Origin of the sequence: Cryptosporangium sp. NPDC051539 (assembly GCF_044454545.1) — a bacterium.
Lineage (GTDB): Bacteria > Actinomycetota > Actinomycetes > Mycobacteriales > Cryptosporangiaceae > Cryptosporangium.
On the sequence record NZ_JBITDV010000006.1, the window covers coordinates 522,657 to 549,507 of the forward strand.

The window sequence follows — 26,851 nt, forward strand, 5'->3', positions numbered from 1 at the left end:
TGTTACACGTGACTCCGACGCTATACGACTGGGCCGGCGGCGCCGAGGCTTTCGAGCGCCTGATCAACGCGTTCTACGACCGGGTGGAGAAGGATCCGCTGCTCTCGCCGTTATTTCCCGGCGGGGTGTCGGAAGAGCACCGGGTGCACGTGATCGCCTGGTGGCGCGAGGTGTTCGGCGGGCCGCCGGAGTACTCCGGGCAGTACGGCGGCTACCACCACATGGTGAACAAACACGTGAACCTGGGGATCTCGCCCGATCAGCGGTTCCGGTTCGCGTCACTGATGAGCCTGGCGGCCGACGACGCCGGCCTCCCGGCCGATCCGGAGTTCCGGGCCGCGTTCGTCGGCTACGTCGAGTGGGGGACGCGGCTCGCGCTGGCGAACTCCGCGCCCGGTGCCGACGTCATGCAGGAGGCACCAGTTCCGAAGTGGGGCTGGGGAGTGGCGCCTCCCTACCAGCCGTGAATCGACGCAGCTCGGCGTAGGTACGTCGACGCGGGGTAGAGCGTCGCCATGGTGAAGCCGGTGGAGGACCAGGTCGTCGTCACGGGCGCCTCGTCGGTGGGGAGCATCCGTGCGGTGCCGCTGCAGGCGCCGTACAGCGCGAGCAAGTTCGCGCTGCTGGCGTTCTACGACGCGCTCCGGATCGAGCGGGCCAAATCGGTGTGCCGGTCTCGGTGACGACCGTGCTCCCGGCCGCGATCGACACCCCGCTCTACGACCACGGACGCAGCAAACTCGGCGTCCACCCGAAGCCGCCGCCGCCGGTCTACGCGCCCGACGTCGTCGCGGACGCGATCGTCACGGCGTGCGCACGGCCGCGGCGGGAGGTGCCGGTCGGCGACTCGGCGCTCGGGTTCTACGTCGCCCAGCGGGTGTCGCCCGCGCTGGCCGACGGGCTGGCCGACGGGCTGATGGCGGTACGGCGGCTCGCCCCGCACGTCGCAGGAGTACGCCCGGCCCGACAACGGGGTGGACAACCTCGACGGTCCGCCGGACGAGCCGGGCCTGGTGCGGGGCACCTACCCCGGGCCGGTGCTGCACCGCAGCGTGCTGACCGGCCTGGCCGCGCGGGTGCCGCGACCGGGAGAGCTGGTGACGTCGCCGTGCGCTACCTGCACGCCCGCCGGGTCCGGCCGGCCGGCGGACGTCCGGCGTGGGGTTCCTGGGACGCTGACCCGGCGGTCGCGGGGCCCGGCTGGCCGCTGGGCCCCGGCTGGCCGCTGGGCCCCGGCCGGCCGCTGGGCCCCGGCCGGCCGCTGGGCCCCGGCTGGCCGCTAGGCCCCGACCGCGCCGTCGACGCCCTCGCGGAGGAGGTCCGCGTGTCCGTTGTGGCGGCCGTACTCCAGCAGGACGTGGATCATCACCATCCGCAGCGACACGTCCTCGTCCCAGCGCGGCTGGTGCCCGACGTGATCCAGCGACGGGGCCGCCCGCTCGATCCGGCGGGAGTGCTCGATCTCGCTGATCCAGGCCGAGAACGCCTCGGAACGGTTCGAGCCGCTCGCGTCGTAGGCGGCCTGGAAGTCCATCTCGTCCGACCACACCAGCGGGATGCCCGGCTCCTCGAAGACCCGGCGGAACCACGTCCGCTCGACTTCGGCCAGGTGCCGCACGAGCCCCAGCAGCGAGAGCGTCGACGGCGGCATCGACTGCTCGCGCAGCTGCTCGTCGGTCAGGCCGGCGCATTTCATCGCGAGCGTCGCCCGGTGGTACTCGAGATACCCGCGCAGCGTCTCGCGCTCGCTCCCGGTCACCGGCGGTCCTACCCGTAGGTCGTCTTCCACGCCACTCCTCCCGCTCGCCCGCAGCACTCTAACCTCACACGGTGCGTGACACCGTCCGTAACGATCTTCGGCCGGACTGTCCGGCGGACGACTGGGTATGACCCCGCCGGGTGGCGCCGGTATCGGACCGGCGCCCGGCTGGGGGAGGACCCACGATGAAGCTGGGGCACCGCAAAGACGACGACCACGACGAGCGCGACCAGCTCGACGTCGATGCGGCCGCGACTACCCGCACCGGCGACGACACGCCCAACGATCTGAGCACGGTCCCGCCGGACGCCGGTCCCGACAGCCCCACCGCGCTGAAGGGCAAGGGCCTGTTCGCGGCGCTCAGACGCACGTTCAAGGAGTACTCCAGCGACAACCTGTCGGACTGGGCCGCCGCACTGACCTACTACGGGGTGCTCTCGATCTTCCCCGGCCTGCTGGTCATCGTGTCGCTGCTCGGCATGCTCAGCGACAACGGCCAGAAGACCGTCCAGGACGCGGTCAACGACCTCGCGCCGAACGCGGAGCTGCAGAAGCTCGTCGGTACGGTCCTCGACCAGGTCCAGGACCCGGGGGCCGCCGGACTCGCCGCGGTCGTCGGTATCCTCGCCGCGTTCTGGTCGGCCTCCGGCTACGTCGCCGCGTTCATGCGCGCGTCGAACGCCGTGTACGACGTCCCGGAGGGCCGGCCGATCTGGAAGACGCTGCCGATCCGGGTCGGCGTGACCGCGGTCGTCGGCGTGATGCTGATCGCCTCGGCCGCGATCGTCATCTTCACCGGTGACCTCGCCCGGGTCGTCGGCGACGCGCTCCACATCGGCTCGGCCGCGGTCACCACCTGGAACATCGCGAAGTGGCCGGTGCTGCTGATCCTGATCAGCCTGATGTTCGCGATCCTCTACTGGGCCTCCCCGAACGCCAAGACCGGCGGCTTCCGGTGGGTCAGCCCCGGCGGGCTGTTCGCCGTCGTCCTGTGGATCGTGGTGTCGGTCGTGTTCGCGCTGTACCTCGCGAACTTCGCCAACTACAACAAGACCTACGGGACGCTCGGCGGCGTCATCGCGTTCCTGGTCTGGATGTGGATCTCGAACCTCGCGATCCTGCTCGGCGCGGAACTGGACGCCGAACTCGAACGGGGCCGGGCCGCGGCCGCGGGCCACGACCCGACCGACGAGCCGTTCCTGGAGCTCCGGGACGACCGGAAGCTCAAGAAGGGGAGCGAACGAGGTCTCGGCGAGCACTGACGCGCGCCTGCAGCACCACTAGCCCGACGAGGACGAAGACGGCGGCGCCGACTACCGGTAACCCGGTGTCGGCGCCGCTGACGAACGCGGACGCCCGCCGGCGGGGCTCCGGCGGGCTCGGCCTGGGGTGGTTCCCGGTCGAGGCCGGGCTGCCCGACGTGGAGGTCGGGCAACTCCGGCACGCCCGCCTGGACGCCGATCCGGCGCACCGCTGGCTCCGCGGAACCGTCGCCGACGCCCTGCACTAGGCGGGGGCGGGGCCGTCGGCGGGGCGGGAGCCGCGGCTCCCGAGCCGAAACTTTTCCGCACCGTCCCGCGCACTCGGCCCTCCCGACATAGAGGGCATGCGTAACCTGCTGAACTTCCGGACCGCCTCCGCCCCGACCGCCCCGGTCGCCGCGCTCGCTGCCCTCGCCGCCGCCGTCGCGGTCACCGCAGGCATCGCTGCTCCTGTTGCCGCCGAGACGCACGCCGCTGACGTCGTCCGCACCGGCCAGAGCATCTCCTACAAGGGCATCTCGGTCCGCATCCCCGCCGCCGGCGAGGGCGTCCAGGCCGCCGCCCAGAGCACCTCCGGCGAGATCTCGCTGACCGTGAGCCGCTCCGCCGACGGCTCGGTCGTCGTCAAGACCGACGCCGAGCGCCACACCGCTCAGGCCGCGGCCCCCAGCACCGCCCGGGCCAACGCCGCGAAGACCTGCACCGACTCGGCCTACTCGCTGGCCGGCTGGAAGCTCAACGACTTCAAGTGGTTCTACAACCCGGCCGGTGCCCCGGCCGCGGTCGCCGCCACCGCCGGCTCAGCGATCAGCGCCGCCACCACCTCGCTCACCTCGGCCTGTGGCCAGAAGTCGATCGGCCTGGCCCCGGCCTACGTCGGCCAGACCGCGGCTGCTCCGCAGGTCGGTGCCGCCGGCAACTGCACCGGCAACGACGGTCGCAACGTCACCGGCTGGGTCGCCGGTTCGGGCCGCTGGCTCGGCATGACCTGCACCTACTTCAAGACGGTCAACGGCGTGAAGACCGCCACCGGCACCGACACCGCGCTCAACACCCAGTACAAGTTCTTCACCACGACGGCCAACTGCGACGGCGCGTACGACCTGCAGTCGGTTGTCCTGCACGAGCGTGGCCACTCGCTGGGTCTCGACCACGTCGACCAGACCGCCCACGCCAGCGCCGTCATGACCCCGGCCCTCTCGGCCTGCACCGCGGGCAAGCGCACCCTCGGCCTCGGCGACTACGCCGGCCTGAAGGCGATGTACGGCACGCGCTGAACCACCCCACGAACCACGGCGGTCCGCCGGCGCCCCTCGCGCCGACGGGCCGCCGTTTCTGTCTTCCCTCCGGGCTACTGTGCCTCTCACGGCGGTCGACCACCGCGTTCACCGGAAGGGCACGTACCTCGATGGCCAACCCGAAGACGGTCCGGTCCGCCCGCAGGCAGATGAGCCTCGACGACCGCAGGCGGGAGATCATCACCGCGGCGGCCGGGCTGTTCGACCGCGACGGCTACAGCCGGACGTCGATGGACGACATCGCGAAGACGGTCGGCATCGCCAAGCCGACGCTCTACCACTACTTCCGCAGCAAGGAAGAGATCCTCAGCTCGATCCACGAGGAGTTCATCGACCTCCTGCTGGCGAAGGAGGAGCGGCGGCGGCGGGCCGGGCTGCCGCCCGAGCAGATGCTGCTGGAAGTGATGGTCGACATCCTCGAACTCATGGAGACCCACCACGGTCACCTGCGCGTCTTCTTCGAGCACCACCGCGAACTTCCGGACGCCGCCCGGCCGGGCATGCGCGCGAAGCGTGACCGCTACGAGGAGGCCGTCACCCGCACGATCGAGGCCGGCGTCACCAGCGGCGTGTTCCGCGATCTCGAACCGCGGCTGACCGCGCTCGGGTTGTTCGGCATGTGCAACTGGGCGTACCAGTGGTACCGCACCGGTGGGCCGCTACGGCCGCGGGAGATCGCCTACCAATTCTGGGACATCTTCGTCCGCGGCGTAGCGAAGCCTTCCTCCTAGAACTGCTTCTTGATCTCGTTCTTCAGAATCTTCCCGACCTTGGAACGTGGCAGGTCGGGCCAGATCTCGACCTGCTTCGGCGTCTTCACGCTGCCGATGCGCTGCTTGACGAACGCGGTGAGCTCCTTCGGGTCGAGCTCGTACCCACGCCGCAACTGCACGACGGCGGTGACCCGCTCACCCCACTTCTCGTCCGGCAGCCCGATCACCGCACAATCCTGGACGGCCGGGTGCGCCAGGACCGCCTGCTCGACCTCGGTCGAGTAGACGTTGAAGCCACCGGTGATCACCATGTCCTTGGCCCGGTCGACGATGAACAGGACGTTGTCGTCGTCGAGATAGCCGATGTCACCGGTGTGGTGCCAGCCGTACGCGCTCGCGGCGTGCGTGGCCTCTACGTTTCGGTAGTAGCCACGCATCACCAGCGAGCCGCGCACCACGATCTCGCCCCGCTCACCCCTCCGGAGCAGGGCGCCGTCCTCGGCCATCACCGCGACCGTCACCAGCGGTGTCGGTCGTCCGGCCGAGGAGAGCCTTTCAGTGGCGACCGATCCGTCGTCCCGGAAGTGGTCGCGGGGAGCCAGCGTCGAGATCATCATCGGCGCTTCGGTCTGCCCGAAGAGCTGGCCCATCGGGCCGATCCGGTCCAGTGCCTCGGCGAGCCGGACCGCCGACATCGGCGCCGCGCCGTACCAGAAGCACTGCAGGCTGGTCAGGTCCGTGGCGGAGAGCGCCGGATGATCGAGAACCATGTAGATCAGCGTCGGCGGCAGGAACGTGTGCGTGACGCGGTGGCGTTCGACGTGACCGAGGAACTCTCCGACGTCAGGCGTGCGCATCACGACGATCTCGCCGCCCAGCGAGAGCACCGGGAAGCACAGCACCCCGGCCGCGTGGGTCAGCGGGGCCAGCGCGAGGTAGGTCGGGCGTCCCTCGAACGGGTAGCTCATCAGCGTGAGCGCGGTCATCGCCTCGAGGTTGGCCCCGGTGAGCATGACACCTTTGGGACGCCCGGTGGTGCCGCCGGTGCCGACGATCATCGCCAGGTCGTCGTCCGAGGGCCGGTCGTTGTCGCCGTCGGTGACGAACTCGTCCCAGGACAGGGCGCCCTCGACCGTGGCGTCCAGGCAGACCAGCGTCGTCAGTCCGGGCAGGTCGCCCCGGATCTGCCGGACGAGCGGTGCGAAGTGCTCCTGGAAGATCAGCACCGTGCACTCGAACAGCTCGAGCAGTTCGCGGTTCTCGGCGGCCTCGTTGCGCGGGTTGATCGGGCACCAGACCGCACCGGCCCGGCTGATGCCGAACACGCAGGTGAACGCGATCGGATCGTTCGCCGAGAGGATCGCGACCTTGTCGCCGGGCCGCACGCCGCGCCGGACCAGGCCCGCGGAGATGCGGACGCTGAGCTCCTGCACCTCCGCATACGTGCTGGACCGCCCGTCGGCCGTCAGGCAGGGGGCGTCCGGGCCGAGCGATGCCCCTTTGTCGAGGTACTCGACCAGGCGCACGTCACATGCCCATTCCGCCGTCGACCGGCAGGCCCGCGCCGTTGACGAAACGGGAGCCGTCGGACGCGAGGAACACGACCGCGTCGGCCATGTCGGCGACCTCGCCGAGCCGGCCCGACGGGGTGAGCGCGATGACCGCGCCGACGGCCTCCTCGGGCGAACCGAACAGCCCGAGCCGGGCGCAGTCGTTGGCCAGACCGGCGCCCATCGCGGTGGGGACGAGCCCCGGGTAGATCGCGTTGACCCGGACGCCGTACCCGAGCCGTCCCGACTCCGCGGCCGCGACCCGGGTCAGCCGGTCGACTCCGGACTTCGTGGCCGAGTAGACGGCGATGCCGGGGAACGCGATCGTCGCGGCGACCGAGGCGACGTTGATGACCGCGCCGCCGTTGCCGGCGATACCGCCGGGCCGCATCGTGCGGAACGCGTGCTTGATGCCCAGCGTGGTGCCCATCAGGTTGATCTCGAGCTGCTTGCGGATCTGGTCGGGCTCGACGTCGACGATCAGGCTGGTGATCTCGACCCCGGCGTTGTTGACGACGATGTCCAGCCCACCGAGCTTCGACGCGGCGGTGCTCACCGCGGACTCCCAGTTCGCGTCGTCGGTGACGTCGAGGTGCACGAAGCCGTGGCCCTCACCGAGCGACTCGGCGACCTTGGTGCCGAGCTCGTCCTGCAGGTCGGCGACGACGACCTTCGCGCCGGCGGCGGCCAGCGCCTGCGCCATGCCTTCACCGAGCCCCTGGGCCGCTCCGGTGACGAGAGCCTTGCGTCCGGTCAGGTCGAAAACAGTCATGGGGCGCTCCATTGCGTCATGAGGAGGGGCCGCTGTGGCAGCGGTCACCACGTAAATCCACAGGCTTGACGCTTGTCAAGACGCGTCCTGGCATCTGACCGGATTTCTCTGGTCAACTGTCAAGACGGCGGGGGTGGCACCTCGTACGATCGGCTTCGGGAGACTCGAGGAGGCAGCATGGCGGCGACCCGCACGGCCCGCGGAGCCCCCACGGATAAACACGACAAACACGACGAGCGGCGCAATCAGCTGGCCGAGTCCGCGCTGCGCACGCTGGGTGAGCTCGGGTACGCCCGCAGCAGCCTGCGCGAGATCGCCAACAACTCCGAGTTCAGCCACGGCGTCGTCCACTATTACTTCGCCGACAAACTCGAGCTGATCATCTACTGCGTGCGGTACTACAAGGCCCGCTGCGTGACGCGCTACGACGAGGTGATCGCGGGGTCGTCGGCCCCCGACGTGCTGCTGGACGCTTTCGCGGCGAAGCTCGTCGAGACGATCGTCGACGAGGCGCCGATGCACCGGCTCTGGTACGACCTGCGTACCCAGAGCATGTTCGAGGAGGGCTTGCGCGAGGCGGTCCTGATGATCGACAAGACGCTGGAGGAGATGATCTGGCGGGTCGTCGAACGCTACGCCGAGCTGAGCGGCCGTCCGCCGGTGTGTACACCGCAGGCCGCGTACGGCCTGCTCGACGGCGCTTTCCAGCAGGCGCTGCTCGGGCATCTCACCGGCCGCGAGGGCGCGCTCGACAACCTCGTCGCCCAGGTCCGGACGTTCCTGCCGTTCCTCCTCGCCCAGCCGTAGACGGCAGCCGGCTCGGGCGGCGGCCGGCTCGGGCGGCGGCCGGCTCGGGCGGCAGCCGGCTCGGAGGGGCGGCGGCTGTGTGGGCCGCCGGTTCAGGCGGCGGCGCGGCGGGAGAGCGCGTAGCGCGGGCGGTCGGTGGTGTAGGCCCAGAGCCGCGGCTCGTCCTGTGCCCACTGGATGAGCCGGGGCGTGTTCACCGTCCAGGCCAGCACCCGCAGGCCGCGTTCGTGGGCCCAGCGCAGCAGGCCCGCGCGGGCCAGGTGGTGGTTGACGGCCAGCATCGTCGGCGAGCACCGGGCGATGCGGCCGCCCGGGAACAGCTCGGCCAGCACGGCTCGCACGGGCGGCACCTTGCCCAGCGACAGCGCGACCGACAGATGCGGCAGCTCCGCGCGGAGGAGCCGGACGCTGTCGTCCTCGGGCGTGGTCAGGAAGAACCCGTCGCTGCCGAGGTAGCGCTCGCACTGCCGCGCGATTTCGGCCTCCCCGCCGGTTTCTTTCAGGTCGACGTGGGCGATCGTCCGGCTGCCCCGGATGACGTCGAGGACCGCACGCAGGCTCGCCGGACGTTCGCCCCTGCGCGGCTGGGCGTCGTGCACGACGACGAACGATCCGTCGGCCGCGTGGCGGACGTCGAACTCCACCAGGTCGACGCCGAGGTCGACCGCGGCCCGGATCGCTTCCAGGCTGTTGGGGCGGTGGATGCCTTCCGGCCCGCCGCGGTGCGCGGAGATCAACGGTGCCACCTCGGCCTCCTTACCGTCGAGGCTTCCGACGGTATCCGGGCGGGATGGACGGCTGCGTTGCGGGCCGCGGTTCGCGGTGTGACGTCCGGGCGAACTCCGGGGGCCCGCGACCCGGATCAGCGTTGGGCCCGGAGGGCGTTCCAGCGGGCCAGACGCTCGCTGATCGCGGCCTCGTTGCCGTTGGTGGTCGGCTCGTAGAACGTCTCGCGCTCCATCCCGTCCGGGAAGTAGTCGGCGCCGGAGAACCCGTCGGCGGTATCGGGGTCGTACTGGTAGCCCTCGCCGTACCCGATGTCGCGCATCAGCCGGGTCGGTGCGTTCAGGATGTGCGCCGGTGGCATCAGCGACCCGGTCTGCCGCGCCCGCTGCCGGGCCTGCCCGAACCCGCGGTACACCGAGATCGACTTCGGCGCCGTCGCCAGGTACACCGCTGCCTGCGCGATCGCCAGCTCACCCTCCGGCGACCCCAGCCGCTCGTACACGTCCCAGGCGGCGAGCGTCTGCGCGACGGCCTGCGGGTCGGCCATGCCGACGTCTTCGGTGGCGAACCCGACGAGCCGGCGCGCGACGTAGAGCGGGTCTTCGCCGCCTTCGAGCATGCGGGCCAGCCAGTACAGCGTCGCGTCCGGGTCGGAGCCGCGCATCGACTTGTGCAGCGCCGAGATCAGGTTGTAGTGCCCCTCCTGCTTCTTGTCGTAGAGCGGCGCCCGCTTCTGCACCTGCGCGGCGAGCTGGGCCACGTCGAGCGCGGGGCCTTCGGGCAGCTGTTCCACCATGTTCAGCAGGTACCGTCCGTCGCCGTCGGCCAGCGCGATCAGGGCCTGGCGGGCGTCGCCGGTGAGTGGCACCGGGCGCCCGATGAGCTGCTCGGCCCGCGCGAGGAGCGTCAGGAGCGCTTCGTCCCCCAAGCGTTTGAGGACGAACACTTGGCAGCGCGACAGCAGCGCGCCGTTCAGTTCGAAGCTCGGGTTCTCCGTCGTCGCGCCGACCAGCACGACGGTGCCGTCTTCGACGTAGGGCAGGAAGCTGTCTTGCTGGGCGCGGTTGAAACGGTGGATCTCGTCCACGAACAGCAGCGTGCCCTGGCCGATCTCGCGCCGCTTCGTCGCGGCCGAGAAGACCTTCCGCAGGTCGGCGACGCCGGAGAACGTGGCCGAGAGCGGCTCGAACACCAGATCGCTGCTCTCGGCGAGCAGCCGGGCGATCGTCGTCTTCCCGCAGCCGGGCGGCCCCCACAGGATCATCGAGACCAGCCGGTGCTGCGCGACCATCCGGCCGATCGGCGCGTCCGAGCCCAGCAGGTGCTCCTGGCCCACGACCTCGCCGAGAGCGGCCGGCCGCGCGCGGTCGGCGAGCGGACGCGTCGAGCCGTCGTCCTCGAAGAGCGGCAGGGCATCGTTCATGCGCCGACCGTACGTCCACCCTCCGACGAATCGCGCCTGCCGTCGGGCCGGGCCCGGGCCGTGTGATCCCCTGGGTGCAGCAGCCGGGCCCGGAAGGGAGCGCCGTGGGGTTCGAAGACGACGTGCGGTCGGCGTTCCGCCGGGGCGACACCGACGAGGTCGCCAGGATGGCCCGGGCCGAGGCCACCCGAGCCCGCGCCGCCGCCGACGCCCCGGCCGAGGTGGAGGCGCTGTACGCCCTGTCGCGGGTCGCCCTGCGCGGCAACGACCTGCCCCGCGCCGAGGAACTGGCCCGCGCCGCCCTGGAGGTGGCCCTGACCACGCAGAGCCGCGCGATCGAGGAACGACCCCGGCACGTGCTGGCCGCGGTCGCCCGGCTGTCGGGGGACTACGCGCTGGCCCGCGAGCGGTATCTGGCCGGCATCGCGCTCAACGAGGAACTCGGGCGGCCCGAGGCCGTGAACTCCGAGTCGTACAACCTCGGGTTCACCGAGCTCCACCTCGGTCACCTCGACCGGGCCCGCGAACTGTTCGACGGCGTCCGCGACCGCGTCTTCCGGAACGGTGACCGCGAGTTCGTCCCGTACCTCGCCGTCGGCGCGCGCCTCGAACCCGCGGACGCCCTCGGTGGTTCTGTCGTACCCCCGGGGCACGATGCTAGCCATGACTGAGCCGGCGCACCGCCACCACGCGATCGATTACCTCGAGTTCACGGTCACCGACCTCGAGGCCGCCAAACGCTTCTACGGCGAGGCGTTCGGCTGGCAGTTCAACGACTACGGGCCCGGGTACGCCGGCATCCGAGGTCCGTCCGGTGAGGTCGGCGGCCTCGCGGCCGGCGACGCCGTACGCCCGGGCGGCCCGCTCGTGCTGCTGTTCTCCACCGATCTCGACCGGTCGGCCGAAGCGGTCGAGAAAGCCGGTGGCCAGGTCGTGAACGGCCCGTACGAGTTCCCGGGCGGCCGCCGCTTCCACTTCGCCGACCCCAGCGGCAACGAACTCGGGGTCTGGGCCGAGGCGTAGGCCGCCTGATGCCGCTGATCTGGTCGATCGTCCCGATCGCCGCCCGTCGGCGTACCGTGCAGCCATGGCTCAGACGCTCCACCTGACGGCGCCCCTCGAACCGCGCGGCCCGGCGGGGGCCTTCGTGCTCACCGATGAGCAGGCCGCCGCGCTGGGCGACGGCAAGAAGGCGTTCCCGGTCCGGGTCACGGTCAACGGCGTCACGCTTTCGCTGCGGCTGGCCCGGATGGGCGGCGAGAACATGATCGGCCTGGCCAAGGCCGCTCGCGCCGAAGCCGGGGTCGAGCTCGGCGCCACCTACGACGTCGAGATCGCGGCCGACGCGGGGGAGCGGACCGTCGAGGTCCCGGCCGACCTGGCCGCGGCGCTGGCCGCCGAGCCGGTCGTCGAGAAGGCGTTCGCCACGATGGCGTACTCGCACCGCAAGGAGTACGTCCGCTGGGTCACCGAGGCCAAGCGCGAGGCGACCCGCGCCGACCGGGTCGCCAAGACCGTCGAGATGGTCCGCGAGGGCCGCACCCGCTGACCGCCCCTGCGCGCCCGAGCGCGGGCGGTTCCGCGGCGGGCCGTTCGGCGGGGGCGGGGCCCGGTGCGGGTCGGTTCAGTGCACGAAGACGATTTTTCCCCGGGCGTGGCGGCTCTCGCTCAGTTCGTGGGCGGCGGCGGCCTGGCCGAGCGGGAACGTGGCCGCGACCGGTATCCGGAGCCGTCCGTCGGCGGCGAGCGAGACCGCGAGGTCCAGGCCGTGCACGGCCTGCGGGTCGGCACCGGCCCCGACGGCCGCGCCGGTGTCGTCGGACGGTGCCCCGTGCGACAGGTGGACGCCGTGCGACGCCGCCGTGAAGTCGGAGATCGTCACCACACGCCCGGGGTCGCCGGTGAGCGCGATCAGGTCCGGCAGCGCACCGGTCGCGCAGTCGAACGCCGCATCGACCCCGTGCGGTGCCAGCGCGCCGGCTCGGTGTGCCAGCCCCGGGCCGTAGGTCGTCGGCTCCGCCCCCAGCGACCGCAGGAACTCGTGGTTCTCCGCTCGCGCGGTGCCGATCACCCGGGCCCCGCGCGCCACCGCCATCTGCACCGCGACCGCACCGGTGCCACCGGCGGCCCCGTTGATCAGCACGGTCCGGCCCGCACCCACCTCCAGCCGGTCGAGTACCCGGGTCGCGGTCTCGACGGCACCGGCCGCGCCGCCCGCTTCCTCCCAGGTCCACGCGTCCGGCTTCGGCGCCCACGCGACCAGCACCGCGTAGTCGGCGTTGGCGCCCCGCGCGGCCGTCGCCGTCCACCCGAACACCGCGTCCCCGAGGGAGACGCCCGACACCCCCGCGCCGATCTCGTCGACCACACCCGCCGCGTCGAACCCGGTGCGCCAGGGAAACTCGACCGGCACCATCTCGCGCAGCGCACCCGACCGGATCATCGTCTCGCCGGCCGAGACCGCGGACGTGCGCACGGCGATGCGGATCGAACCCGGCTCCGCGTGCGGCTCCTCGACCTCGGTCACCTGCATCACACCGGGCGGACCGTACTCGGAAAACTGCGCAGCTCTCATGCCCGTCGACGCTAACGGAACGCCCCGTCCGGTTAGCTAATCTGAGAGCCGTGGCGGCACAACTGAGAGCAGACGCCCGCGACAACCGCGAGCGGATCGTCGAAGTGGCCCGGGTGATGTTCGCCCGCGACGGCCTGGACGTGCCGATCCGGGAGATCGCCCGGCGCGCGAGCGTCGGCCCGGCGACCGTCTACCGGCACTTCCCGACCAAGGAAGCGCTGCTCACCGCGGCTTTCGCGGACGAGATGGCGCTGTGCTCGGACATCGTCGAAGAGGGTCTGGCGGTCTGTGATCCGTGGGACGGTTTCGCGTTCGTGATCGCGCGCCTGCTCGAGGTCCACGCCCTCAACCGGGGGTTCTCCCGGGCGTTCACGTCCGAACCGGCGGGGCTCGGCGCCGAGCGCGACCGTTCGCTGCGCGGCATGCTCGAACTGATCCGCCGGGCCAAGGACGCGGGCGCACTCCGCGCCGACTTCGTCCTCGAGGACGCGATCCTCGTACTGATGGCCAACGAGGGCATCCGCGCCGATTCGCCCCAGCAGCAGGCCGCCGCCTCGCGCCGTTTCGCCGCGCTGATGCTCCAGTCCTTCCGGCCCGACCCCGGCGGCGCGCCCCTGCCGCCCCCGGTGCGCCTCCCGCTCGCCGCCCGTTAGATGCCTCGGCGGATGGGTATTGCGGTACTCCCGGCCCCGCGCACGGCGAGGCGGGCGGACGGAAGGACGACCATGGGCGCCGACGACAAGCTCAGCAACAAGGCCGAAGAGCTCGGCGGCAAGGTGAAGGAAGGCGCAGGCAAGGCGACCGACGACAAGGACCTGGAAGCCGAAGGCAAGGGCGACCAGGCCGGCGCCAACCTCAAGCAGGCCGGTGAGAAGATCAAGGACGTCTTCAAGTCCTGACGCCGTGCGACCGAGGGCCGGGCCGATCGGTCCGGCCCCCGGCACGTCGGTGTACGACTCGGCCGCGTACGGGCCGGGATACTCGCCGGTCGCTATTGGGCAGTCCAGCCTCCGTCGACGTCGAGGACGGTTCCGGTGAGATAGCGAGCGGCGTCCGAGAGCAGGAAGTGCACCGCGCCGACGACGTCCTGCGGGGTGGCGAACCGGGCCATCGGGATCTTGCCGAGCAACATCGCCGACCAGCGGTCGTGTGCGCGCAGCGCCTCGGTCATGTCGGTCTCGACGTAGCCGGGCGCGACCGCGTTGACCCGGACTCCCCGCTCGGCCCACTCGACGCCGAGGCTGCGGGTCAGCATGTCGACGCCGCCCTTGCTCGCGGCGTAGGCGACCATGCGCGGGCCGGCGGTCCGGCCGTGGACGCTGCTGACGTTGACGATGCTCCCGCGGTTCTGCTCGAGCATGCGGCGGCCGGCGGCCATCGTCGAGATGAACGTGCCGGTGAGGTTGGTGTGGTTCACCTCGTGCCACTCGTCGAGTCGCATCGTCTCGCTGCGCTTGAGGACCGGACTGATCCCGGCGTTGTTGACGAGCCCGTCCAGGTGCCCCCAGCGGTCGACGGCAGCCCGCACGGCGTCCGCGGCGACGGTCTCGTCGGTGATCGACCCGACGATCGGGAGGACCTCGGCGCCGTCGGCGGCCGCCTTCGCGCAGACGTCGTGCAGCGCGGCCTCCGTTCGCGCCTGTAAGACGAGACGGGCACCGGAGAGCGCGAGCTGGCGGGCGATCGCGGCGCCGATTCCGCGGCTGGCGCCGGTGATCCAGATGACGCGGCCGTCGAGGCTGAACGCCTCCGGCCCGAGCGCCGACGGGGAGTCCGGGTCTGAGGGCACGGCGTTCGCTCCTGGGCGTGCGCGATCACCGACCGATCGGTCGGTTCACTGTTCCTACACTGCCGATCCCGTGCTGTCAACCGTCGCTAATCTGCTGATGAAGCGGGGTGAACACGCCTGACGACCGACCAGTCGGTCGTCAGGACCGGACATGGCCGGGCCGCTCCGCGCCGGAGAGCGCGGAGCGGCCCGGACAGGCGGCCCGACGGTCAGCCGATGAGCTGTACCGCGGGACTGTGGGCGTCGTCCGACTTGATCGAGCCCTCCGCCTTCGAGTCGTTGCTCGGTTCCTGGTCGGGCGTCTTCACGTTCTTGTCGATCTCGGGACGGTAATACGTGATTTCGAGCCGGTAGTAATGGATACCCGGCAGCAGATCAGCCGAGAGCGGAGCCGGCCGGAAGTTCCCGGTCTGGGGCAACGGGCCGACGATGTCCCCGTCGAGCATCCGGTACGGCCCGTCCGCGGTATCCGCCACCGTGAGCCGGACGACCGCACTGAACAATCCGCAGAAGAAGTCGCGGGTGTTGATCCGCGCGTTCGCGGTCACCTTGCCGTCCAGGTACAACGGACCGGCCCACTCGGTCCCGAGCCCGGCGGGCAGGATTCCGAGGCCGCTGAGGACGCAACTCAGGTCTCGCTGGGAGCCTTCCGAGCCCGGGGTGTAGAGGTCGCCGGGTTCGTCGCTGCGGTCGCCCGCCGTCTGCACCAGATGGAGGTTGTCGATGTAGAGGCCGGTGCTGCCTCCCGCGCCACCACCACACGCGTCGATGATCCGGAACCGCACGGTGTTGCGTCCGTCGGCGTCGAGCAGCGCGCCCAGGTTGAACGGCTCGTTCAGCCTGCTCGGGGTGATCCGGCCCGAGCAGCCGTTACTGAAGTCGATCCTCGTCGGTGGCGGCGACGAGGCGGGCTCGCGCAGATGGACCACGGTGATCTCGAGGATGTCGTCGACCGCGTACCGCGCGTCGGCGTCTCCCCGTCCGGACAGGACGATCGGCACCTGCGGGACGTACGGAACGGAAAATGTCTTGTCGAGCAGGACCGAACCGGCGCCTTCGGTGGCGACCGTGAACGGCGCCGTGATGCGCGTGACCGGGATCTGGCCGTCCGCCACGGACGGCGGATCCGCCGAGGCCCCCGACGGCACGGCGACAATTCCCCCCACGAGTAAGGCACCGACCAGCGCGGCGCGCGACAGAACGCGAATTCGTATCGGCATTACCGAAATCCCCCCAGCCGACTGATTTACTACCGGCAACGCTAACTGCGAGCGCAAATTGCCGATTACGTCACGCTGTCGAATTCGTGGCCGTGTAACGGGGGAGCGGACGATTTCGGTGAATAGTCAGAATCGGGCGGCCGGGAAATCGGCCCCGATTCGGGGGTCATTTCCACAGATCGTCAGTGCGTCGACTCGCCGCGGATCACCTCGTGGCGCGAGGGCCGGCGTGCCGAAAGTCCGGCAGGCGGGCGCCGGCCGGACGATCGGATCGGGTGATGCTCAGCCGTGGGAGTCGCCGGCGCCGTTGACGACCGTGATGCCGGTGGCGAACTCGGCGATGCGGGCGCCGTCCCAGTGCAGCTGCGCCGGGACCTGGATCTGCACCCAGCGGCCGGACTTGTCCTGGTAGGTGAAGATCTGGATTCCGTCCGTGCTGCGGAGGTAGCCGGTGCGGCCGCCCGTCGGCACCGGAGTGCCCTCTTTCAGCTGGTCGGCCGGAGTGTCGGACGAGGCCGAGAGCACGGTCAGCTTGTCGAGGAACACGTCGGGGTTCTTGTCTTTGGCGTCCTTCGGCGCGATCGTCAGTGAGGCCTCGCTGCCGCCCTGGATGACCCAGCCGTCCGGCACCTGCTCGACGCGGTAGCCCTTGGGCTGTTTGCCGGTGTACGCGACGAGCGTGACCTGCTGCTCGACCGGCTTGTCGACCGTCTTCGTGATGGGCGCGGCGGCGACGGGGGCCTTGTGGGTGGTGGTGTCGGTCGTGCCGACCGAGGCCCAGGCGACCCCTCCGCCCACCAGCAGGGCGGCGGCGGCGACGCCGCTGGTGATCGCCGCGCGACGGCGCACCAGGTGGCGGCGGCCGCGGGCGAGGTCGTCCGTCGGATCGGTGTTCATAGGGAGGTTCTCCTCGTCGAGTGCTGCGTTGAGCAGGCGTTTGATGTCGTTCATCGGGACCTCCGCCCGGGTGATACGGGAATCGGGGGCGGGGCGCCGCCTGGCGCGAGGAGATGCCTCAGTTTCGCGACCGCCTTCGCGTTCTGGCTCTTGACGGTCCCTTCGCTGCAGCCGAGCCACTCGGCGGTCTGTTCGACGCTGAGGTCGAGCCAGTGCCGGAGGACGACGACCGCGCGCATTTTCGACGGGAGCGAGGCGAGCGCGGTGCGCACCTCGTCACCCAGGGAGTGGCTTTCCGGGAACTCGGCTCGTTCGGGCAACTGATCGGTCGAGCGTTCCCGGCGCCACCACGGTCGGCGGCTCTCGTCGATGTGCGCGTTGACGATGCTGCGGCGGACGTAGGCGACCGGGTGGTCACTGGTCCGGATCCGGGCCCACGAGACGTAGGCCCGTACCAGCGCGGTCTGCACGAGGTCTTCGGCCCGGTGTGGATCACCGGCGGCGAGTAGTCGTGCGGTGCGCAGCAGGTCTGCCCGGTTGTCCCGGACGAAGCCGGCGTACTCCGCGTCGAGCGTCCGTCGTTGCATCGGCACCTCCTTCGACCGGATGGACGGACGGGGGTACCGGCGGGGTTGCCTGCCGTCGAAAACAATTATTCGCCGCGGCGGTCGTGGTCGATGAGACGGCCCGGTCGCGGTGGGGGGCTCGCTCCGTTGCCGGGGCGCCGGTGGCGGACAATGGGGTGTGGCCGAACCTCTCACCCGGACGTACAAGCTGCGCAGCGGGCGGGTGACGCCGGGTCAGCAGCGGGCGCTGGACTCGCTGGCCGACCGGTTCGCGGTGCCGGGTGACGGACCGCTGGATCTCACCGCCCTGTTCGGGCGCGAGGCACCCGTCGTCCTCGAGATCGGGTTCGGCATGGGCGCGACGACGCTCGAGATGGCCCAGGCCGATCCCGGGACCGGCCTGATCGCCGCGGACGTGCACGCGCCCGGTGTCGGCGCACTGCTGCGCGGCCTGCACGAGCGCGGGCTGGACAACGTACGGGTCTTCCACGGTGACGGCGCCGAGCTGCTCGAGCGACGCGTCCCGTCGGCGAGCCTGGCCGGCGTGCGCCTGTACTTCCCCGACCCGTGGCCGAAGGCGCGCCATCTCAAGCGGCGCCTGGTCGACGCGAGGTTCGCCGCGGTGGTCGCTGATCGGCTGGTCCCGGGCGGTCGCCTGCACTGCGCGACGGACTGGGAGCCGTATGCGCGTCAGATGGTCGAGGTGCTGCGGGCGGAGCCGGGGCTGGAACTCGAGCACGGTGGCCCGGTCGAGCGGCCGGAGTGGCGTCCGGTCACCAAGTACGAGGCCCGGGGCCGGGCGAAGGGTCACGAGGTGGCGGACGTCTTCGCCCGCCGCCCGGCCGAAATCGCCTAGCGTCACTGGTCGGTTACGACACGGCGGAGCCGCGCGGCCCACGGCCGCCGCCGCGCCGCCGCCGTCGTCCGCGGCGACGGCGGCCTCTCGGGCGCTGCAGGCCGGCCATCGTAGGTGCTTTGACCGATGCGTGACCTGCGGGCTCGTCACCACTATGGCGTCACACGGCTGCTCACACGGCGTGATCCCACAGTGGATGCAAAGCCTGAGAGGTGGCACCACGATGAATCCCAACCTCGCCCGAGCCGGCGCCCTCTCGCTGGCCGCCGCGGCGCTCTCGCTGGCGGCACTCTCCTCCGGCGGCCACGGCTCGAGCGCCGTCGCGTCGGAGACCGATGGCCTGACGCATTTCCCGCCGGGCCCGCCGGTGATCATCGGCACCGAAGGAAACCCGATCCTCCCGCTGCCGAGCACCCCGGCCACCACCCGGGAAGCCACCCCGTGAGAATTCGGGACCGGGCTCGCTCTCTCCGCGGAGAATTCGAACAGCACCGCACCGTTGAACTCGCCGTGCGGCGCACATTAGGCGTCCTGGTACTCGCCTTGGCCGTACTCACACCAGGCACCCCGGCGAACGCCGCCGTGCCCGAGGGCACCAATGTCTACCTGATCAACGGCGGTCAATGCCTGTCGTTCAGCGCGGTGCGGCACACCCCGTTCCCGGCCCGGCTCCTGCCCTGCACCTTCACCCCGGATCAGCTCTGGCAGGTCCTCGACAGCAGCGTCACCGGCGGCACCCAAACCTCGCTGCTGAACTCCCCGCCGGGCGGCTGCCTGTTGCCGTCGAGTCCCGGAACCAGGTTCGACAAGGTTTGCGCCGAGCCGGGCTTCCCCGACAACCAGCAGTTCTGGCGGCAGCAGCCACTCGCTCCGGGCCTGGTCCAGCTGATCAACGCCGGAACCGGTGGCGCATTGGCCGCGCCCTCGACCTTCGTGACGATGGCCCCACCCGACGCCGCCGACCCGGCCCAGCGGTGGCAAGTGCTCCCGGAAGACGCCGTCTGAGCCGCGAAGTTCCGGTCAAGTGCCGGTTCCGGTCCTCGTCTGCCCCCAAAAAGACGTCGACCATCGTCCTATCGCCAAAAAACGGGGAGCACAACCGTGTCCGAAACCTTCAACGGACGAGTAGCCATCACCGACGTCTCCGGACGAGAGGCCTTCATCTTCGACTCGCAGTTCGCCGTCCTCGACCTCGGCGCTCTGAACAACGAAGGCGACCTGCGCCTGCGCGGTGACGACGGTCAGACCAAGATCCAGCTCGACGGCGGCCGCCAGCTCCTGCTCATGTTCAACGCCGCCGGCGCCCCCACGATCACGCTCGACGGCAACAGCGGCGACATCCAGCTCAACGGGGCCGACTGCGCGGAGGACTTCGACGTCATCGACCCGGCGTCGGTCGGGCCGGGGTCCGTGCTCACGATTGGCGCCGGTGGCCGCCTCGAGTCGTGCCAGAAGGCCTACGACCGCCGGGTGGCCGGCATCGTCTCCGGCGCGGGCGGGTACCGTCCCGGCGTCGTCCTCGACAGCCGCCCGGGACAGAAACGCACCCCGGTCGCGCTCAGCGGCAAGGCGTTCTGCAAGGTCGACGCCAGCGAGGAACCGGTCGAGGTCGGCGATCTGCTGACCACATCGGCGCGCACCGGCTACGCGATGAAGGCCACCGACCCGCAGAAGGCCTTCGGTGCGACGCTCGGCAAGGCGCTCCAGCCGCTCGCGCAGGGCACCGGCCTGATCCCCGTCCTGGTGGCGCTGCACTGACATGGCCACGCTGAGCGTCCGCAAGATCGCCCGGGAGTGCCTCGACCTCACCGGCAATTTCTCGATAAACACCCACGTCTACGGCTACGTCCACCGGCAGACCGACAACTCGCTGTTCGGCGTGCTCGGGGTGGGCGACACCCTTCCCGGCTCGGGCCAGCCCCGCCTGCGCTCGCTGCGCAGGCACCTGCAGACGATCTCCGGCGAGGCCGCCGACCTGGCGATCGTCCTGGTCGGGCACGTGCCGGACTTCTCCGGCCGGGTCACGCGCGACCAGGTGACGAAGATCCAGTACGCGATCCAGATCGCCCGCGACATCTACGCGCAGCAGAACGTCGGCATCCGGAAGATCATCTGGGGTTTCCTCACGCCGGCCCAGGCCGGTGGGTTCGTCGACATCGCCGACCGCAGCGAGGCCATCGACCTCACCGACGACTGGAACGGCCCCAACGGCGGGATCGACGTCTTCTGGGTCCAGTCGATCGGCGACGCCGGGGGCTGGTCACCCATCGGCGGACCGTGCGGCAAGGACTCCAAGTTCGACATGACCGGCTCCGTGCTCTCGCTGGTTTTCGGCCGGCACGACTCCGGCATCCTCCTCGCCCACGAGGTCGGCCACGTCCTCGGCCTGGTGCACGGCACCGACGTCAACAACGTCATGGGCACCGACCCGGACGGCGACGGGGTCGGCCAGACCGGACCGACCAGCACCGGCCTGACCGCCGCGCAGGGCGCGACCATGCGCGCCCACTGCCAGGTCTTCACCAAGCCCCTGCCGTACTACGGCGCCTCGGCCGAGTTCGCGATCGCTCTCGAACTCATCTGACCCGGAGAAACCCTCGTGCTCACCCCCAAGATCCGCGATCTCATCGAATCCGGCCGCCCGCAGCCCGGCCCGTTCGACCCCGACGACATCACCGCGCTGATCGACGTCATCGAAGGCGACCTGGCGCCGAACCACCGGCATCTGGCCCTCGCGACGCTGGCCGCGGCCGTCCCGCCGGACGCGGGCGTGCCGGTCCTCTCCGGAGTGCTGGCCGATCGGGCCGCCACCCAGACCGACCGCGCCGCCGCGGCCCGGGGACTCGCCCGGCTGGGCGGCGTCGCCGCGCAGCAGGCGCTGTTGCGGCAGGCCGGTGAGCCGAATCCCCGGCTGCAGCAGGAGGTGCTGGCCGCGCTGGGCGTGGTGGCCGACGCGGCGGCGGGCTCCGTGCTGGCCCGGCTCCCGCTGCCCGACGACCCGGCCGCGCGCAGGCAGCTCGCGTTCACCCGCGCACTGGTCACCCACCGGCACGCCCAGGTGGGCCCGTTCCTGCCCGCGGCACCGGCCCGCACCGGGCCGTTCACCATCCCGGGCGAACAGACCGCGGTGACGATCGCCCCCGCGGACACCTCCGCGATCGCCCGCGACGACCGGCTGCGCGGCACGACGTACGGCATCGCGCCGGCCGACCGCGGGTACGCGCTGCGCTGCGGTACGACGAACTGGACGATCCTCCCGAACGCCCAGCTCGACACGAACCTCGCCACCGCGCGGCTGTTCGACCGGCCCTGGATCGCTGCGGTCCTGGCCCAGCAGCTCCCCGCGAACAAGCGGTCGATGGTGCGCCTGGTCGTCCTGACCCGGCCGCTCGGCGACGGGCTGCACTTCGACGTCGTCCGCTCCGACGGACAGGTCGCCTACGTCGGCGAGGCCCACCGGCAGGGAGACGGGAACGCGTTCACGCTCACCGACTCGCCCCGGCCGGGCAGCGCGCCGACTCAGCTGAGCGGCCGCGTCACCCCGGCCGGAGTCGAGCTGACGACGATCGTCGCGTCGGCCGTCCGTGTCGACCAGCAGACCGCCCAGACCGTGTTCCTGGTCCGGGACCAGCTCTGATGCGCGCCTTCCACGCCTACTCCAGCAAGCCGCCGCAGAAGTGGTTCGGCACCGAGCGGACCGACGGGCGCTGCCACTTCGAGGACTTCGAGGTGCTGATGACCGCGCTGTCGGCGCTCGAGTGGCGCCGGCACAACGGGCCGATCACGCTCTACGCCGACGACCCGTGCGCCTCCTACTTCGAGGACCGCGGCCTGACCGGCCTCTGGGACCACGTCGACGTCGACGTGCTCGGCAAAGCGGACGTCGACACGAACTTCGGCGCGTTCTGGGCGTTCGCGAAGACGGTGGCGCTCGCCGAGGAACAGGCGCCCTGCGTCGCGCTCGACATGGACCTGGTCGTCTGGAAGAACCTCGAGAACCTGATCACGGCCGATTTCATGGCGATACACACCGAGCCGCTGGACTTCCAGGTGTACGTCCCCCGCGACGAGCTCCGGACTCCGCCCGGCTACGTCTGGGACGACCTGGACTGGACGGTCACCCCGTGCAACGCCGCCCTGCTGTACTTCGGGTCGGAAGCCGTCCGCGCCGACTGCGCCGAGATGGGCCGGGACTTCGTGGCCGACAACGACGCCGGTGGCCTCGATCTGCCCACGTATGCCGTCTTCGTCGAGCAGCGCCTCTACCCGATGATCGCCCAGCGTCTGGGCGCGACCGTCGGCCATTTCCTGGCCGACCACCACGGCACCCACCTCGCCGACGGCACGCCGAACACCGCGTTCACCCACCTCTGGCTGTACAAACGCCGGTTGATGGAGGACCGGACCGCGCGCGAGTCGCTCTGCCGCCGGATGAGCGCACGCCTGATCGCCGACCACCCGGACTCCGCGAGCGCGCTGTCCCGGGTCCCCGACCTGGCCGGATACTTCCGATGACCACCGCCAGGGTGGCCCTGTTCTCCGGCGGCCGAGGCAGCGCGTCGATCGGGCGCGAACTCGTCCGCCGCGCGGACCTGCACACGTCGGTCCTGGTGAACGCCTACGACGACGGCCTCTCCACCGGTGCGCTGCGCCGGTTGATCCCCGGCCTGCTGGGCCCGTCCGACTTCCGCAAGGTGTTCGCCGGGCTCCTCGACCTCGAGGACCCGGTCGGCGTCCTGCTCCGGCACCGGCTCACGACGCGCGACTTCGACCCCTCCGACCTTCCGGCGACAGCGGCGGACGCTCTGCGAGCACTGGACCGGGGACGGGCCACGGTGTTCCAGGAGTGCCTGCGGACGTACTTCGAGTTCGTCGATCGGCGGGCCGAACCGGTCGACCACCGCGATTTCGCGCTCGGGAACCTGCTGATCGCGGGCCTGTTCCTGGGCCCGTACGGCCTGGGCGACTTCAACGCGACGATCACGCTGTTCGGCCGCCTGTGCCGGGTACCGGCCGAGGTGTGGAACGTCAGTGCGGGCGAGCCCCGCTGGCTCGTCGCGCTGACCGCCGACGGGACGCTGCTGACGTCCGAGAGCCAGATCGTCGCGCCGCACTCGGCCGGGTCCATCGCCGACCTGTATCTGCTCGGCGACCGTCCCAGTGCGAGCGAGTGGCGGCAGGTCTCGGGCGGCACGAAGGACCAGAAGCGCGCCTGGCTCTCGGCCCAGGCCGCCCCCGCACACCCGAGCGTCGAGGCGACCGACGCGCTGCTCTGCGCGGACGTCGTCGTGTTCGGGCCGGGCACGCAGCACTCGTCGCTCTACCCGAGCTACCGGATCGCCGCCGAGGCGGTGCGGGCCAGCCACGCGCCGGTGAAGGCCCTGGTCGTGAACCTCGACCCGGACGAGGACATCCGCGGCCGCTCGGCCTGGGACGTCGTCGAGCGCGCGCTCCACTACCTGGGCGATCCCGGGAACACGAACCGGGTCGTCACGCACGTCCTGCACGACCCGACGTCGACCCTGGCCGGCATCGGCGACCAGCTGTTCCGCCGCTGCGCCGACGCCGGCATCAGCGTCCTGGCCGGTCCGTACCGCTCGGGCACCGTGCCGGCGACGCACGCCGGCGCGCCGGTCGTCGACGCGCTGCTCGCGGCCCTGGCGACGCCCAGTCTCTCGGCGCGTGCCTCGTGAGCGCGCTGTTCACGACCGCGATCGTCCCGGCCGCGGGCCGGGGGACCCGGCTCGGACTCGCCGAGGGCCCGAAGCTGCTCGCCCCGGTCACCCGGCACGAGACGATCTGGACGATCCTCCGGCGGACGCTGGCCGGGCTGGTGGATCAGGCTCACGTCGTGGTCGCACCGTCCCACCTCGACGCCGTCCGCGCGGCCACCGACGGCAACGCCCCGCCGACGACGTTCGCCGTGCAGCCGGCGCCGACCGGCATGGGCGACGCGGTGTTCGAGGGCTGGGCGGACTGGCAGCACGCGAACGTCGTCGTCGTGATCTGGGGTGACCAGGTGAACGTCTCGCGGGACACGATCGCCCACGCGCTGCGGGTGCACGGGGGCCGGCCTCGCCGCGTCGTCCTGCCGCTCGTCCGGCTCGCCGAGCCCTACGTCGAGTACCGGTTCAACCGGTCCGGCCGGCTGACCCACGTGCTCCAGGCCCGCGAGGGTGACCGGTGCCGGCCCGGCGGCTGGAGCGACGTCGGCACGTTCGTCCTGTCGACGCCGGAGCTGGTCGAGGAGTGGCAGCGCTACCGGGCCGACTCCGCACTCGGCTCCCGGACCGGCGAGGTCAACTTCCTCCCGTTCCTCGGCCGGCTCGCCGCCCGCGGCTGGGACGTCCGTCCGTCGTCGGTCTCCGACCCCCGCGAGGCGCGGGGCATCAACACCGCGGACGATCTGGAGTTCTTCCGGAGCCTCTACCGACCGACGCCTTCCGCGTAATTTTCCCTAGACGGGGGATCCACAAGAGAGGAGTGTTTCCCGGCCTTTCCGGACCGAACCGGTTATGAATTCCGCACATCATTCCTTCTGTCATTTACACGCTAGAACGGCAATACCGAGCGTGTGAACATCGATGCAGGAAATCAAATACTGCGTCGATTCGGGGGATACCGCGGATGTTGGGCGATCTCGTGCGTGAGCACCGGCGCCGATTAGGGCTCTCCCAGGAAGAACTGGCGTCGCGGACCGGCATCAGCGCGCGAGGCATCCGGAAGATCGAGTCCCGGCAGACCGACACCGCGCGGCCCGCGACGGTGCGCCTGCTCGCCGACGCGTTCGGCCTGCGCGGCGTCGAGCGCGACGACTTCTGCCGGGTCGCGCTCGGGGCCACCGCGCGTCCGCCGGCCGCCGACACGGCCCGGCTCGACTTCATCTGCGAGGTGGCCTCGGCCCAGAGCCGGTCCGGCAACGTTCCGGGCGCCCGTGCCACCCGTGACCAGGCCGTCCGGGCCGCCCGCGGCCTCGGCGACCCGGCGCTGCTGGCCCGCGCCTACACGGCCTACGACCCGGGCGCGCTCTGGACGCTGCGCGCCGGAGCGCCGGTCGACGCGACCGTCCTCGCGGAGATGACCGCCGTGCTCGACGCGCTGCCCAGCGGTGATTCGGTCCTGCGCGGGCGGCTGCTGGCCGGCCTGGCGCTCGAGGCCGGATCCGACGATCCCGCGCGGGTCGACTGGGCCAGCGCCGAGGCGCTCGCGATCGCCCGGCGCCTGAACGATCCCGAGCTGCTCTGCCGGGCCCTGAGCGCCCGCTGCCGTTACGTCGCCGGGCTCACCCCCGACCGCTGGGCGGAGCTGGATCCCCTCGCCCGCGAGCAGCTCGTGCTGGCCGGTGCCGCCGGGCTGCCGGCCTACCAGGCCTGCGCCCACCACGTGCTCGGCACCGTCCAGCTCACCCGTCACGACCTGCGCATGGCCGCCTGGCATCTCGACGAGGCCGGGGGCCACGCCACCCCGGGCCAGCTCGGCCCCCTCGACCGCACCCGGGGGCTGTTCGACGCGCTGCGCCTGCTGATCGCCGGTCGCGTCGACGAGGCCGAACGCGCCTACGGCGGCCTGCTGCCCGAGGCCGGCCGGGCCCGGCTGCGCGCGCTGCTCGCCGTCGAACACGCGCGGGAGGTGCCCGGTACCTCGGTCGACGCGTTCCACGCGCTGTTCGAGCGGCTCGGCGAGGACGCCGCCGAGGCGTTCACGTGGGTGCTGCTGCGCGCCGGCCAGACCTGCGCGGCCCGGGCGGTCTGGAAGCCGCACGTGCCGCTCTCGCTGAACGACCACTGGTCGTTCTGGACGGTCGTGCGAGCCGAGAACGCGCTGCGGATGGAGGACTCGGTCACCGCCGCCCGGTGCTACCGGCAGCTCCTCCCGTGGGCCGGTCACGTGCCGGGCCTGCTCGGCGGGGAGGTGGCGCTGGCGCCCGTCGACCACACGCTCGGCGACCTCGCGTCCGCTCTGCACCGCCCGGCCGCGGCCGTCCGCCACTATGCCGACGCGACGGTCGTCGCCGACCGGCTGGGTGCACCGCTCTGGGCGGCACGCAGCCGCCAGGCCGCCGGCCCGCGCGACGAGGAAATAGGTCGGGCCCGGGGCGCTTCCTAGGAACAACACCCGATGTCCGATCGGGGACCCCCACCGATTCTGAATGGGCTACGTCCCCGAACTAGGAGTGCATCCGTGATGCGCACATTCCTGCGCACCCTGGTCATCGTGGCGGCCGTATTGGCCGTCGCCCGACCGGCCGACGCCCGCGAACTGACCCCCAACAACGGCAATCCGAGCTTCGCGGTACTCACCGCCGCCGACATCACGTTCACGACCCGGGAGCCCACGTCGGAACGGGCGACGCTCCTGGTCGAAGTCCTCACCAGCCGGAACGAGGTCGCCGCCTATCTGTCCGGCGATTTCGACGAAGGTCCGGGCCCGTACGCCCTGCCGGTCCGGGCCGGCGTTCCCGCGACCGACCTGCTCACCGGCCACCTCGGCCTGATCGTGACGCCGATCCCCCGGGACTCGTGGCGGTTCGGCTACGAGGTCACGCTGCACTACTCCGACGGCACCTCGACCACGTTCGGGGCGAAGGACCAAGACCTCACGGCGGCCGGCGATTCGCTGCTCTCGTCGTTCACCTAGG

At 71.4% G+C, this 26,851-nt stretch carries 34 protein-coding genes; 24 read left to right on the forward strand and 10 right to left on the reverse strand.

Going from position 1 to position 26,851, the window contains the following annotated elements; translation table 11 throughout:
* Positions 1-8: 8 nt before the first annotated feature.
* The 3 genes from ACIBZJ_RS21645 to ACIBZJ_RS21655 all read left to right on the forward strand — a co-directional run bounded on the left by ACIBZJ_RS21645 (position 9) and on the right by ACIBZJ_RS21655 (position 1,283).
* The gene (locus ACIBZJ_RS21645) at positions 9-467 is read left to right on the forward strand and encodes a group II truncated hemoglobin (protein WP_395932193.1); all 459 of its coding nucleotides are present in this window, start codon (positions 9-11) and stop codon (positions 465-467) included.
* Between the two features lie 48 nt (positions 468-515).
* Complete coding sequence (locus ACIBZJ_RS21650; RefSeq protein WP_395932195.1) at positions 516-683, forward strand: hypothetical protein; 168 nt, start codon at positions 516-518, stop codon at positions 681-683.
* A gap of 291 nt (positions 684-974) precedes the next feature.
* Positions 975-1,283 (forward strand): hypothetical protein, encoded by a 309-nt coding sequence (locus ACIBZJ_RS21655; protein WP_395932197.1) that lies wholly within the window; start codon positions 975-977, stop codon positions 1,281-1,283.
* Here ACIBZJ_RS21655 and ACIBZJ_RS21660 read toward each other — a convergent pair.
* Entirely contained in the window at positions 1,280-1,789 is a 510-nt protein-coding gene (locus tag ACIBZJ_RS21660; protein WP_395932199.1) for a DinB family protein, read from the reverse strand. The two genes, ACIBZJ_RS21655 and ACIBZJ_RS21660, sit on opposite strands and share 4 nt — an antisense overlap.
* Positions 1,790-1,944: 155 nt before the next feature.
* Between ACIBZJ_RS21660 and ACIBZJ_RS21665 the strand changes: the two genes are divergently transcribed.
* The 4 genes from ACIBZJ_RS21665 to ACIBZJ_RS21680 all read left to right on the forward strand — a co-directional run bounded on the left by ACIBZJ_RS21665 (position 1,945) and on the right by ACIBZJ_RS21680 (position 5,050).
* Positions 1,945-3,021 carry a YihY/virulence factor BrkB family protein gene (locus ACIBZJ_RS21665; protein WP_395932201.1) on the forward strand — a complete coding sequence of 359 codons (1,077 nt, stop codon included), beginning with the start codon at positions 1,945-1,947 and terminating at the stop codon, positions 3,019-3,021.
* Positions 3,022-3,086: 65 nt separating this feature from the next.
* Entirely contained in the window at positions 3,087-3,269 is a 183-nt protein-coding gene (locus ACIBZJ_RS21670) for a hypothetical protein (protein WP_395932203.1), read from the forward strand.
* A gap of 96 nt (positions 3,270-3,365) precedes the next feature.
* A complete protein-coding gene (locus tag ACIBZJ_RS21675) occupies positions 3,366-4,298 on the forward strand; it encodes a matrixin family metalloprotease (RefSeq protein ID WP_395932205.1) in 933 nt (310 codons plus the stop codon).
* A gap of 131 nt (positions 4,299-4,429) precedes the next feature.
* Positions 4,430-5,050, forward strand: coding sequence for a TetR/AcrR family transcriptional regulator (locus ACIBZJ_RS21680; RefSeq protein ID WP_395932207.1), 621 nt, complete (start codon positions 4,430-4,432; stop codon positions 5,048-5,050).
* Here the strand turns inward: ACIBZJ_RS21680 and ACIBZJ_RS21685 are convergent.
* Together ACIBZJ_RS21685 and ACIBZJ_RS21690 are read right to left on the reverse strand one after the other, a co-directional pair.
* Positions 5,047-6,558 carry a long-chain fatty acid--CoA ligase gene (locus ACIBZJ_RS21685; RefSeq protein ID WP_395932209.1) on the reverse strand — a complete coding sequence of 504 codons (1,512 nt, stop codon included), beginning with the start codon at positions 6,556-6,558 and terminating at the stop codon, positions 5,047-5,049. The two genes, ACIBZJ_RS21680 and ACIBZJ_RS21685, sit on opposite strands and share 4 nt — an antisense overlap.
* Before the next feature lies 1 nt (position 6,559).
* Entirely contained in the window at positions 6,560-7,354 is a 795-nt protein-coding gene (locus ACIBZJ_RS21690) for an SDR family NAD(P)-dependent oxidoreductase (RefSeq protein ID WP_395932211.1), read from the reverse strand.
* A gap of 177 nt (positions 7,355-7,531) precedes the next feature.
* Here ACIBZJ_RS21690 and ACIBZJ_RS21695 point away from each other — a divergent pair, with 177 nt between their 5' ends.
* Positions 7,532-8,161, forward strand: a complete 630-nt coding sequence (locus ACIBZJ_RS21695; protein WP_395932213.1) for a TetR/AcrR family transcriptional regulator — start codon at positions 7,532-7,534, stop codon at positions 8,159-8,161.
* 92 nt (positions 8,162-8,253) lie between these two features.
* Here ACIBZJ_RS21695 and ACIBZJ_RS21700 read toward each other — a convergent pair whose 3' ends face one another.
* Both ACIBZJ_RS21700 and ACIBZJ_RS21705 read right to left on the reverse strand, forming a co-directional pair.
* Positions 8,254-8,907 (reverse strand): glycerophosphodiester phosphodiesterase, encoded by a 654-nt coding sequence (locus tag ACIBZJ_RS21700; protein ID WP_395932215.1) that lies wholly within the window; start codon positions 8,905-8,907, stop codon positions 8,254-8,256.
* A gap of 116 nt (positions 8,908-9,023) precedes the next feature.
* Positions 9,024-10,310: a replication-associated recombination protein A gene (locus ACIBZJ_RS21705; protein ID WP_395932217.1), complete on the reverse strand. Its 1,287-nt coding sequence runs from the start codon at positions 10,308-10,310 to the stop codon at positions 9,024-9,026.
* Positions 10,311-10,414: 104 nt separating this feature from the next.
* Here ACIBZJ_RS21705 and ACIBZJ_RS21710 point away from each other — a divergent pair, with 104 nt between their 5' ends.
* From ACIBZJ_RS21710 to ACIBZJ_RS21720, 3 genes are all read left to right on the forward strand, one after another.
* Entirely contained in the window at positions 10,415-10,981 is a 567-nt protein-coding gene (locus ACIBZJ_RS21710; RefSeq protein ID WP_395932219.1) for a hypothetical protein, read from the forward strand.
* The gene (locus ACIBZJ_RS21715; protein ID WP_395932221.1) at positions 10,974-11,333 is read left to right on the forward strand and encodes a VOC family protein; all 360 of its coding nucleotides are present in this window, start codon (positions 10,974-10,976) and stop codon (positions 11,331-11,333) included. Before ACIBZJ_RS21710 ends, ACIBZJ_RS21715 begins: the two co-directional genes overlap by 8 nt.
* Before the next feature lie 64 nt (positions 11,334-11,397).
* The gene (locus tag ACIBZJ_RS21720) at positions 11,398-11,859 is read left to right on the forward strand and encodes a YdeI/OmpD-associated family protein (RefSeq protein ID WP_395932223.1); all 462 of its coding nucleotides are present in this window, start codon (positions 11,398-11,400) and stop codon (positions 11,857-11,859) included.
* 75 nt (positions 11,860-11,934) lie between these two features.
* Here ACIBZJ_RS21720 and ACIBZJ_RS21725 read toward each other — a convergent pair whose 3' ends face one another.
* The gene (locus tag ACIBZJ_RS21725; RefSeq protein ID WP_395932225.1) at positions 11,935-12,885 is read right to left on the reverse strand and encodes an NADP-dependent oxidoreductase; all 951 of its coding nucleotides are present in this window, start codon (positions 12,883-12,885) and stop codon (positions 11,935-11,937) included.
* A 50-nt stretch (positions 12,886-12,935) separates the two neighbouring features.
* Here ACIBZJ_RS21725 and ACIBZJ_RS21730 point away from each other — a divergent pair, with 50 nt between their 5' ends.
* Positions 12,936-13,538, forward strand: coding sequence for a TetR/AcrR family transcriptional regulator (locus ACIBZJ_RS21730; protein WP_395932227.1), 603 nt, complete (start codon positions 12,936-12,938; stop codon positions 13,536-13,538).
* A 72-nt stretch (positions 13,539-13,610) separates the two neighbouring features.
* The gene (locus ACIBZJ_RS21735; protein ID WP_395932229.1) at positions 13,611-13,784 is read left to right on the forward strand and encodes a CsbD family protein; all 174 of its coding nucleotides are present in this window, start codon (positions 13,611-13,613) and stop codon (positions 13,782-13,784) included.
* Between the two features lie 92 nt (positions 13,785-13,876).
* On the opposite strand, the gene ACIBZJ_RS21740 is transcribed toward ACIBZJ_RS21735, so the two are convergent.
* From ACIBZJ_RS21740 to ACIBZJ_RS21755, 4 genes are all read right to left on the reverse strand, one after another.
* Positions 13,877-14,674, reverse strand: a complete 798-nt coding sequence (locus ACIBZJ_RS21740; RefSeq protein ID WP_395932231.1) for an SDR family NAD(P)-dependent oxidoreductase — start codon at positions 14,672-14,674, stop codon at positions 13,877-13,879.
* Positions 14,675-14,883: 209 nt separating this feature from the next.
* Positions 14,884-15,894, reverse strand: a complete 1,011-nt coding sequence (locus ACIBZJ_RS21745; protein WP_395932233.1) for a hypothetical protein — start codon at positions 15,892-15,894, stop codon at positions 14,884-14,886.
* Positions 15,895-16,176: 282 nt separating this feature from the next.
* A complete protein-coding gene (locus ACIBZJ_RS21750; RefSeq protein ID WP_395932235.1) occupies positions 16,177-16,845 on the reverse strand; it encodes a hypothetical protein in 669 nt (222 codons plus the stop codon).
* Positions 16,842-17,378, reverse strand: coding sequence for a SigE family RNA polymerase sigma factor (locus ACIBZJ_RS21755; protein ID WP_395932237.1), 537 nt, complete (start codon positions 17,376-17,378; stop codon positions 16,842-16,844). The genes ACIBZJ_RS21750 and ACIBZJ_RS21755 overlap by 4 nt, the downstream gene beginning before the upstream one ends.
* 157 nt (positions 17,379-17,535) lie before the next feature.
* Between ACIBZJ_RS21755 and trmB the strand changes: the two genes are divergently transcribed.
* From trmB to ACIBZJ_RS21810, 11 genes are all read left to right on the forward strand, one after another.
* Positions 17,536-18,213 (forward strand): tRNA (guanosine(46)-N7)-methyltransferase TrmB, encoded by a 678-nt coding sequence (trmB, locus tag ACIBZJ_RS21760; RefSeq protein ID WP_395932239.1) that lies wholly within the window; start codon positions 17,536-17,538, stop codon positions 18,211-18,213.
* A 223-nt stretch (positions 18,214-18,436) separates the two neighbouring features.
* Positions 18,437-18,658 carry a hypothetical protein gene (locus ACIBZJ_RS21765; protein ID WP_395932241.1) on the forward strand — a complete coding sequence of 74 codons (222 nt, stop codon included), beginning with the start codon at positions 18,437-18,439 and terminating at the stop codon, positions 18,656-18,658.
* A gap of 65 nt (positions 18,659-18,723) precedes the next feature.
* Entirely contained in the window at positions 18,724-19,218 is a 495-nt protein-coding gene (locus tag ACIBZJ_RS21770; RefSeq protein WP_395932243.1) for a hypothetical protein, read from the forward strand.
* 96 nt (positions 19,219-19,314) lie between these two features.
* Positions 19,315-19,971 (forward strand): hypothetical protein, encoded by a 657-nt coding sequence (locus ACIBZJ_RS21775; protein WP_395932245.1) that lies wholly within the window; start codon positions 19,315-19,317, stop codon positions 19,969-19,971.
* 1 nt (position 19,972) lies between these two features.
* Positions 19,973-20,797, forward strand: a complete 825-nt coding sequence (locus tag ACIBZJ_RS21780; protein WP_395932246.1) for a hypothetical protein — start codon at positions 19,973-19,975, stop codon at positions 20,795-20,797.
* A 15-nt stretch (positions 20,798-20,812) separates the two neighbouring features.
* A complete protein-coding gene (locus tag ACIBZJ_RS21785) occupies positions 20,813-21,850 on the forward strand; it encodes a hypothetical protein (RefSeq protein ID WP_395932248.1) in 1,038 nt (345 codons plus the stop codon).
* Positions 21,850-22,728 carry a DUF6734 family protein gene (locus ACIBZJ_RS21790; RefSeq protein WP_395932250.1) on the forward strand — a complete coding sequence of 293 codons (879 nt, stop codon included), beginning with the start codon at positions 21,850-21,852 and terminating at the stop codon, positions 22,726-22,728. Before ACIBZJ_RS21785 ends, ACIBZJ_RS21790 begins: the two co-directional genes overlap by 1 nt.
* Complete coding sequence (locus tag ACIBZJ_RS21795) at positions 22,725-23,906, forward strand: 2-phospho-L-lactate transferase CofD family protein (RefSeq protein ID WP_395932252.1); 1,182 nt, start codon at positions 22,725-22,727, stop codon at positions 23,904-23,906. The genes ACIBZJ_RS21790 and ACIBZJ_RS21795 overlap by 4 nt, the downstream gene beginning before the upstream one ends.
* Positions 23,903-24,664, forward strand: coding sequence for an NTP transferase domain-containing protein (locus ACIBZJ_RS21800; RefSeq protein ID WP_395932253.1), 762 nt, complete (start codon positions 23,903-23,905; stop codon positions 24,662-24,664). Before ACIBZJ_RS21795 ends, ACIBZJ_RS21800 begins: the two co-directional genes overlap by 4 nt.
* Positions 24,665-24,840: 176 nt before the next feature.
* Positions 24,841-26,319, forward strand: a complete 1,479-nt coding sequence (locus tag ACIBZJ_RS21805; RefSeq protein ID WP_395932255.1) for a helix-turn-helix domain-containing protein — start codon at positions 24,841-24,843, stop codon at positions 26,317-26,319.
* 75 nt (positions 26,320-26,394) lie between these two features.
* Positions 26,395-26,850 (forward strand): hypothetical protein, encoded by a 456-nt coding sequence (locus ACIBZJ_RS21810; protein ID WP_395932257.1) that lies wholly within the window; start codon positions 26,395-26,397, stop codon positions 26,848-26,850.
* The last annotated feature ends 1 nt before the right edge of the window (position 26,851 follow it).